We start from the raw sequence: 8546 nt of genomic DNA, 5'->3' as shown, positions 1-8546 counted from the left end.
GCGTGACGGTGCCGGCGCGCCCGGCGATCCCGGCGTGCCGCCGCACGGCGGCGGGGGCGGCACCGGGCCCGCCGACAACGCGCGGGAGCGGACCGGGACGTCCGGTGGCGGGGAGCGGCTGCGGTTCGTCGGGGCGGCGACCCGGCGGATCGCGCGCGGCATCGACCTGGACGAGATCGTGCTGGGGCTGTGCCGGGCGACCGTGCCGACCTTCGCCGACGCGATCCTCGTCTATCTGCGCGACCCGCTGCCCGTCGGCGACGAGCGCCCCGTGGGCCCCGTCGTGCTGCGGCTGCGCCGCACCGACCGGCTGCCCGAGTACGTCCAGGCCGGCGAGTCCGCCGGCGACGGCGAGCCCGTCGCGCCCGACCCCGGGCCGGAGCTCGCCGACTCGGCCGCGGAGCGCTGCGAGGTGCGCATAGGCGGGCCGCTCGCGGAGGTGCTGCGGGGGGTCAGGCCCGTCTTCGGGGACTCCTCCGCCGCGCGGGCGGCCCTGCCCGAGTTGCTCGGCGAAGGCCGGCACGTGCCCGACCGGCACCGCACCATCCTGGCGCCGCTGCGCGGCCGCCGCCGGGTGATCGGCGCGGCCGTGTTCGTCCGCCGCCTGGACCGGCCCGCCTTCGAGAGCGACGACCTGCTGGTCGCCGCGCAGCTGGCGACGCACACCGCCCTCGGCGTGGACAAGGCCGTGCTCTACGGCCGCGAGGTCTACATCGCCGACGAGCTCCAGCGCACCATGCTCCCCGACTCCCTCCCCCAGCCCACCGGCGTCCGTCTCGCCAGCCGCTATCTGCCGGCCGCCGAGACCGCCCGCGTGGGCGGCGACTGGTACGACGCGATCCCGCTGCCGGGCAATCGCGTGGCCCTGGTCGTCGGCGACGTCATGGGCCACTCCATGACCTCCGCCGCGATCATGGGCCAGCTGCGCACCACCGCGCAGACCCTCGCGGGCCTGGACCTGCCGCCCCAGGAGGTGCTCCACCACCTCGACGAGCAGGCGCAGCGCCTGGGCAGCGACCGCATGGCCACCTGCCTGTACGCGGTCTACGACCCGGTGGCCCACCGCATCGTGATCGCCAACGCGGGCCATCCGCCGCCGGTCCTGCTCCACCGGGGCGGCCGGGCCGAGGTGCTGCGGGTGCCGCCGGGCGCGCCGATCGGCGTGGGCGGGGTGGACTTCGAGGCCGTGGAGCTGGACGCGCCCGCCGGGGCGACCCTGCTGCTGTACACGGACGGCCTGGTGGAGTCCCGGATACGGGACGTGTGGACCGGCATAGAGCAGCTGCGCGAGCGGCTGATCGACACGGCGAGGCTGACCGGCCCCAATCCGCCGCCGCTGGAGCCGCTGTGCGACGAGGTGCTGGGCATGCTCGGGCCGGGCGACCGGGACGACGACATCGCCCTGCTCGCGGCCCGTTTCGAGGGCATCGCGCCCAGTGACGTCGCGTACTGGTTCCTCGACCCGCGCCCCCAGACGCCCCGCCAGGCGCGCCGGCTGGCCCGCCGGGCGCTGTCGCGCTGGGGGCTGGAGGAGCTGACGGACGGGGTGGAGCTGCTGGTCAGCGAGGTGATCACCAATGCCGTGCGGTACGCCGAGCGCCCGATAACGCTGCGGCTGCTGCGGACGGACGTGCTGCGCTGCGAGGTGGGCGACGACGTGCCCCAGCTGCCCCGGCTGCGCCAGGCCCGGCCCTCGGACGAGGGCGGGCGGGGGCTGTACCTGGTGAACAAGATGGCCCGGCGGTGGGGGGCGACTCGGCTGAGCACCGGGAAGGTGGTGTGGTTCGAGCTGCCGCTGCCCGCGCAGGGGCGCTGACGCGGGGGCGGCGCCGCCCCCGCGCGCCGGCGCCGCCCCGCGCGCTGGCGTTCACCCGTACGAGGTGAAATTCTGGACAGTGTCCAGGCCGCTGTTGCCGACACCTTGTCGGCGCGGTTGACTGACCCGGGTGGAGGGCGGCTCTCGGCGCGCCCTCGTCGGTCCCCGTTCCCGGAGGCGTCTCATGACGGACTCGGCGCAGAGCACCCCGTACACCACGAACAACGCCGGCATCCCGGTGGAGAGCGACGAGCACTCGCTCACTGTCGGCGACTCCGGCCCGATCCTGCTCCAGGACCACTATCTGATCGAGAAGATGGCCCAGTTCAACCGCGAACGGGTCCCCGAGCGGGTGGTCCACGCCAAGGGCGGCGGCGCCTACGGCACCTTCGAGGTGACCAATGACGTCAGCCAGTTCACCAAGGCCGACCTCTTCCAGCCCGGCCGGCGGACGGAGATGCTGGCCCGCTTCTCGACCGTGGCGGGCGAACAGGGGTCCCCGGACACCTGGCGCGACCCCCGCGGCTTCGCTCTCAAGTTCTATACGGCACACGGCAATTACGATCTGGTCGGCAACAACACCCCCATCTTCTTCGTCCGTGACCCGCAGAAGTTCCAGGACTTCATCCGCTCCCAGAAGCGCCGTCCCGACAGCGGCCTGCGCGACAACGACATGCAGTGGGACTTCTGGACGCTCTCGCCGGAGTCCGCCCACATGGTCACCTGGCTGATGGGCGACCGGGGCATCCCGAAGACCTGGCGGAACATGAACGGCTACAGCTCGCACACGTTCATGTGGGTCAACGGCGGCGGCGAGAAGTTCTGGATCAAGTACCACATGAAGACCGACCAGGGCATCGACTTCCTCACCCAGGCGGACGCGGACCGCATCGCGGGCGAGGACGGCGACTATCACCGCCGGGACCTGCGCGAGGCCATCGACAGCGGCAACGCCCCCTCCTGGACGATGTACGTCCAGGTGATGCCGTTCGCTGACGCGGCGGACTACCGCTTCAACCCCTTCGACCTCACCAAGGTGTGGCCGCACGGCGACTACCCGCTGATCGAGGTCGGGCGGATGAGGCTCGACCGCAACCCGGAGGACTTCTTCGTCCACATCGAGCAGGCCGCCTTCGAGCCCTCCAACCTGGTGCCCGGCATCGGCCCGTCGCCCGACAAGATGCTGCTGGGCCGGCTCTTCTCGTACCCGGACACCCACCGCTACCGGATCGGCCCGAACTACGCCCAGCTGCCGCCCAACCGCCCCCACTCGACCGTGAACTCGTACGCCAAGGACGGCCCCATGCGCTACGAGCCCGCGAACACGGCCCGGCCGTACGCGCCCAACTCCTACGGCGGCCCGGACGCCGACACCGCCCGCTTCGGTGACATCGCGGGCTGGGCGGCCTCGGGCGAGATGGTCCGCGAGGCATCCCGGCTGCACTCCGAGGACGACGACTGGGGCCAGGCCGGCACGATGGTCCGCAAGGTCCTCGACGACGCCGCCCGTGAGCGGCTGGCCTCGAACGTCGTCGGCCATCTGAAGGCGGGCGTGAGCCGCCCCGTCCTGGACCGGGCGCTGCAGTACTGGCGCAACATCGACAAGAACCTCGGCGACACCATCGCCACCCGGGTCAACGGGGCCTGAGCGCTCCCCCGCCCGCTCCCCGGAAACGGGACCGGCCGCCCTCCCCCGTGGGGAAGGGCGGCCGGTTCGGGGTTCGGGTCACGGCAGCTGTTGCTGTCTGCCCCCGTTGGGGTGGACGTCGCCGTCCGTCTTGCCGGTGTTGGTCGGGCGGACCGTGGGCGTCGCCGGAGTGGTCGGGTCGACGGGCGGCGTGTGCTTGCCCGGCGAGGACGGGTCCTTCGACGGAGTCTGCTTGCCCGGCGAGGACGGGTCCTTCGACGGGGTCTGCTTGCCCGTGGCCGTCGGCGTCGGGGTGACCTTGCCCTGGCTGGGCGTGCCGGCCGGGGTGCGCGCCGGGGGCGGCGGCGGTGCGTAGCCGTCCTCGGTCTCCAGGTCGAACTTCGCCTCGTCGTCGTCACCGAAGACGGCGGAGTTGTACGCGGCCCAGATCTTCGCCGGGTACGTACCACCGTTGACACGGCCGTTGCCACCGGTGTTCATCATGGTGACCTGCTTGCCGCCCTGGCCCTCACCGAAGAGACCGACGGTGGTGACCAGGCTGGGCGTGTAGCCGGCGAACCAGGCGGACTTGTCGTCGTCGGAGGTGCCGGTCTTGCCCGCCACCTGGTAGGCGCTGCTGGCCACCTTGTTGGCCGTACCGTCGTTGACCACCTGGGTCAGGACGGAGGTCAGGCCGTCGGCGGTGTTGCGGGAGACGACGCGGTCGCCGATGGCGTGGGGCAGCGAGAACTCCTGGCCGCCCTGGGTCGCCGACTTGACGATGCTCGGCGTGACCTTCTTGCCGTGGTTGTTCAGCGTGGCGTAGACGCCGGCCATCTCCATCGGGCTCGCGCCCATGGCGCCGAGCGCCATGGCCGGGGTCTCCTGGAAGTCGCCCTTCATGCCGAGCTCGGTGGCGGTCTTCTTGACCTTGTCCATGCCGACGTCCACGATCATCTGCGCGAAGACGGTGTTGACCGAGTCGTTCATCGCCTGCTGGACGGTGATCGAGGGGTTCGAGTAGCCGTCCTCGTTCTCCGGCGCGTAGCCGCCACCGCCGGGGCCCACGACGGCGCGCTTGTCGGTGCCGTCGTAGATCGTGCCCGGCGTGACCGGCCGCTTGTCCTGGGTCTTGGACTCGTTCTGGAGGGCGGAGGCCAGGATGATCGGCTTGAACGTCGACGCGGGCTGGTAGTCGGCGCGGGTCGCGTTGCTGATCTGGTGCTGGACGAAGTCCTGGCCGCCGTAGAGCGCGACGACCTTGCCGGTCTTGGGGTCCACGGAGACGGCGCCCGCCTGGACGTGGCCGTCGACCTCACGGGCCTTGGCGTCCAGGTCGTCGGTCAGCTGGTCCTTGACGGCCTTCTCCAGGGCCTTCTGCTTCTTGGAGTCGATGCTCAGCGTGATGGTCCAGCCGCCGGCCGCGAACTCGCTCTCCTTGCGGCCCTGGGCCGCCAGGTCACGGATGATCTCGCGCTTGGCCGCCTCGACCAGGTAGCCGTTCTGGCCGGAGAGGCCGAGGGCCGCCTTGGGCTTGCCGGGCTCCTTGAACGTCATGCCCTGACGCTCCGCGGGCTTGAGCCACTTCTGCTCGACCATCTTGTCGAGGACGTAGCCCCAGCGCGCCTTGGCGTTCGTCTTGCCGGCCTCGGTGGCGGTGGCCCAGTCGTACTGGCTCGGCGCCTGGAGCAGAGCGGCCAGGTAGGCGCCCTCCTCCAGGGTGATCTTGTCGACGTCCTTGTTGTAGTACGCCCGCGCCGCGGCCTGGATGCCGTAGGCGCCCCGGCCGTAGTAGCTGGTGTTGAGGTAGCCCTCGAGGATCTCGTCCTTGGACTTCTCGTCCTGGACCTTCAGCGAGATGATCAGCTCCTTCACCTTGCGGGTGATGGTCTGACGCTGGTCCAGGTAGTAGTTCTTGACGTACTGCTGGGTGATCGTCGAGCCACCCTGCTTGCCACGGCCCATGACCGTGTTGACGATGCCTCGGGCGGTGCCCTTCAGGTCGACGCCGGGGTCGGTGTAGAAGTTCTTGTTCTCCGCCGCGACCACCGCGCGCTGGACGTTCAAGGGGATTTTCGTCAGCGGGACTTCTTCACGGTTGACCTCGCCGATGCGGGCGATGGTCTTGCCGTCGCTGGTCTTGTAGACGTTGCTCTGCAGCTTGGCCTGCGAGTTGCCCTTGGGCACGTCCACGTAGAGGTAGAGCGCGTAGAACGTGCCCGCCCCGAGCGCGATGACGGCCACGAAGTAGGCCAGCAGCATCTTCCACGTGAAGAACCGGCGTATGCCGGCCTTCTTCTTCCCGGCCTTGCCGCCGCCCCGCTCAGGGCGGCCGCCCTTCTTCTGCGCCCGTCGCGCGTCCGCTCGGCCCATCTCTCCCGTAGCTCCAGTCCGTCCGCCCCCAACCCAGCTCACGAAGCTAACACCGCAACTGCCATCAAACGCCCATCGATCACGGCAATAACGGACGTGACATACAGCACCCCGGTTGGCGGGAACCGGGCACGGAGTTGTGCGGGAAACCGTACAGGGCCTTGACGGGCGCCTTAATGTGCTATCACTTTGATAGGGCCGCACACGCCGGCCCCGACCGACCGAACCAGGGGGACCCTCATGTCCGAAGCCACCGCCACCACGACCGCGCGACCACGCATCCAGGAGCACCCGGCCTCCGACATCGGCGGCGGCACGGCCCTGACGCTGGGTCTCGTGGGCCTGCTCGCCGGCGCGGGCACCATCGCCACCGGCGCCGCCACCAGCTCCCACGTGGCCGGCGGGGTGACGGCCGCGCTGGTCGCGGGCGGCATCCTGATCGGTCTCGCCTCGCTCGTCGCGATGTCCGGGCTGTGCACCGTCGCCCCGGGCCAGGCCCAGGTCGTCCAGCTCTTCGGCCGCTACCGGGGCACCATCCGCACCGAGGGCCTGCGCTGGGTCAACCCGTTCACCAGCCGCGAGAAGCTCTCCACCCGGGTCCGCAACCACGAGACCGCCGTAATGAAGGTCAACGACGCCTACGGCAACCCCATCGAGCTGGCCGCCGTCGTCGTATGGCGGGTCGAGGACACCGCGCAGGCCATGTTCGAGGTGGAGGACTTCCAGGAGTTCGTCGCCACCCAGACCGAGGCGGCCGTCCGCCACATCGCCATCGAGTACCCCTACGACGCCCACGACGAGAACGCCCTCTCCCTGCGCGGCAGCGCCGAGGAGATCACCGAGAAGCTGGCCGAGGAGCTCCACGAGCGCGTCGAGGCGGCCGGCGTGCGCATCATCGAGTCCCGCTTCACCCACCTCGCCTACGCTCCGGAGATCGCCTCGGCGATGCTCCAGCGCCAGCAGGCGGGCGCGGTCGTGGCGGCCCGCAAGATGATCGTCGAGGGTGCGGTGGGCATGGTCGAGATGGCGCTGGAGCGCATCACCGAGCAGGACATCGTGGAACTGGACGACGAGCGGAAGGCGGCCATGGTCAGCAATCTGATGGTGGTGCTGTGCGGTGACCGGGCCGCCCAGCCCGTGCTGAACACCGGCACCCTCTACCAGTGACGGAGGAACCGGGGCCGGACCGGCCCGCACGGCGGCCGCAGCAGCGCAAGCAGGTGCTGCTGCGGCTCGACCCGTCGGTCCACGACGCGCTGGCCCGCTGGGCGGGCGAGGAGCTGCGCAGCACCAACGCCCAGATCGAGTTCCTGCTGCGCAAGGCCCTCGCGGACGCGGGCCGGCTGCCCGGGGACGTGAGCGCGATGCGCAAGCGGGGGCGTCCGCCGAAACAGGGGTAGCGCCGGACGGGCTGGATTCATCCAGCCCGTCCGGCGTTCGAGGCCCCCCAGCCCCGGCTATACGCACGATGTATACACCCCGTGTACAGTCGTGATCATGTCCATCGCGCACACCCTTCTCGGCCTCCTGGAGGCCGGCCCCCGCCATGGCTACGACCTCAAGCGCGCCTTCGACGAGCGCTTCGGCCACGACCGCCCCCTGCACTACGGCCAGGTCTACTCGACCATGTCGCGGCTGCTGAAGAACGGCCTCGTGGAAGTCGACGGCATCGAGGCCGGCGGCGGCCCCGAACGCAAGCGGTACGCCATCACCGACGCCGGCGTCACGGACGTCGAGCAGTGGCTCGGCCGGCCCGAGAAGCCCGAGCCGTACCTCCAGTCGACGCTCTACACCAAGGTCGTCCTCGCCCTGCTGACCGGCCGCCCCGCGGACTCCATCCTCGACGCCCAGCGCTCCGAGCACCTGCGGCTGATGCGCGACCTGACCCGCCGCAAGAGCTCCGGCGACCTCGCCGACCAGCTGATCTGCGACCACGCGCTGTTCCACCTGGAGGCCGACCTGCGCTGGCTGGAGCTGACGGCCGCCCGGCTCGACCGGCTCTCGAAGGAGGTCCAGGCATGATCCCCGCCGGCTCCCTCCTCGCCGCCTCGAACCTGCGCAAGGCGTACGGGCTGACCACCGCGCTCGACGGCGCGGACTTCTCCATCCACGCCGGTGAGGTCGTGGCCGTCATGGGCCCCTCCGGCTCCGGCAAGTCCACGCTCCTCCACTGCCTCGCCGGCATCCTCCGCCCCGACGAGGGCAGCGTGCTCTACGACGGCCACGACCTGTCCGCCCTGTCGGACACCGAGCGCAGCGCCCTGCGCCGCACCGAGTTCGGCTTCGTCTTCCAGTTCGGCCAGCTCGTGCCCGAGCTCACCTGCCTGGAGAACGCCGCCCTCCCGCTGCGCCTGACCGGCACCAAGCGCAAGGACGCCGAGGCCACCGCACTGCGCTGGCTGGAGCATCTGGAGGTCGCCGACGTCCGGCACCACCGGCCCGGCCAGATATCCGGCGGCCAGCAGCAGCGCGTCGCCGTCGCCCGCTCCCTGGTGACCACCCCGCGCGTGATCTTCGCCGACGAGCCCACCGGCGCCCTCGACTCCCTCAACGGCGAGCGCGTCCTGGAGCTGCTGACGAAGGCCGCGCGCGAGACCCGCGCCGCCGTCGTCCTCGTCACCCACGAGGCACGCGTCGCCGCCTACTCCGACCGCGAGGTCGTCGTCCGCGACGGCCGGGCACGCGACATGGCAGGTGTCCATGGCGCGGCCTGAGCCCACGCCCGGGTTC

7 protein-coding genes are annotated in these 8546 nt (G+C 71.1%); 6 read left to right on the top strand and 1 reads right to left on the bottom strand.

Annotation, left to right across the window (positions count from 1 at the left end):
• A partial coding sequence (locus tag K6I33_RS27055; protein ID WP_229357147.1) for an ATP-binding SpoIIE family protein phosphatase occupies nucleotides 1-1816 on the top strand: 1816 nt, incomplete at its 5' end.
• 184 nt (nucleotides 1817-2000) lie between these two features.
• On the top strand, nucleotides 2001-3464 hold the full coding sequence (locus tag K6I33_RS27050; protein ID WP_229357146.1) for a catalase: 1464 nt from the start codon (nucleotides 2001-2003) through the stop codon (nucleotides 3462-3464).
• A 78-nt stretch (nucleotides 3465-3542) separates the two neighbouring features.
• Here the strand turns inward: K6I33_RS27050 and K6I33_RS27045 are convergent, their stop codons facing one another.
• On the bottom strand, nucleotides 3543-5816 hold the full coding sequence (locus K6I33_RS27045; RefSeq protein ID WP_229357145.1) for a transglycosylase domain-containing protein: 2274 nt from the start codon (nucleotides 5814-5816) through the stop codon (nucleotides 3543-3545).
• Nucleotides 5817-6056: 240 nt separating this feature from the next.
• On the opposite strand from K6I33_RS27045, the gene K6I33_RS27040 reads away from it, so the two are divergent.
• From K6I33_RS27040 to K6I33_RS27025, 4 genes are all read left to right on the top strand, one after another.
• Nucleotides 6057-6983 carry an SPFH domain-containing protein gene (locus K6I33_RS27040; protein WP_229357144.1) on the top strand — a complete coding sequence of 309 codons (927 nt, stop codon included), beginning with the start codon at nucleotides 6057-6059 and terminating at the stop codon, nucleotides 6981-6983.
• Entirely contained in the window at nucleotides 6980-7216 is a 237-nt protein-coding gene (locus tag K6I33_RS27035) for a hypothetical protein (RefSeq protein WP_229357143.1), read from the top strand. The genes K6I33_RS27040 and K6I33_RS27035 overlap by 4 nt, the downstream gene beginning before the upstream one ends.
• A gap of 97 nt (nucleotides 7217-7313) precedes the next feature.
• Nucleotides 7314-7838 carry a PadR family transcriptional regulator gene (locus K6I33_RS27030; RefSeq protein ID WP_229357142.1) on the top strand — a complete coding sequence of 175 codons (525 nt, stop codon included), beginning with the start codon at nucleotides 7314-7316 and terminating at the stop codon, nucleotides 7836-7838.
• The gene (locus K6I33_RS27025) at nucleotides 7835-8530 is read left to right on the top strand and encodes an ABC transporter ATP-binding protein (RefSeq protein ID WP_229357141.1); all 696 of its coding nucleotides are present in this window, start codon (nucleotides 7835-7837) and stop codon (nucleotides 8528-8530) included. The genes K6I33_RS27030 and K6I33_RS27025 overlap by 4 nt, the downstream gene beginning before the upstream one ends.
• Nucleotides 8531-8546 lie beyond the last annotated feature (16 nt).

The organism is Streptomyces sp. UNOB3_S3, assembly GCF_020740895.1.
GTDB lineage: Bacteria > Actinomycetota > Actinomycetes > Streptomycetales > Streptomycetaceae > Streptomyces.
This window is presented reverse-complemented; position numbering and strand designations above follow the sequence as displayed.

Bases quoted from the DNA above. Each gene is read 5' to 3' on its own strand.
- K6I33_RS27025 (WP_229357141.1), top strand. From the start codon at position 7,835: ATGATCCCCGCCGGCTCCCTCCTCGCCGCCTCGAACCTGCGCAAGGCG.
- K6I33_RS27045 (WP_229357145.1), bottom strand. From the start codon at position 5,816: ATGGGCCGAGCGGACGCGCGACGGGCGCAGAAGAAGGGCGGCCGCCCT.
- K6I33_RS27040 (WP_229357144.1), top strand. From the start codon at position 6,057: ATGTCCGAAGCCACCGCCACCACGACCGCGCGACCACGCATCCAGGAG.
- K6I33_RS27030 (WP_229357142.1), top strand. From the start codon at position 7,314: ATGTCCATCGCGCACACCCTTCTCGGCCTCCTGGAGGCCGGCCCCCGC.
- K6I33_RS27050 (WP_229357146.1), top strand. From the start codon at position 2,001: ATGACGGACTCGGCGCAGAGCACCCCGTACACCACGAACAACGCCGGC.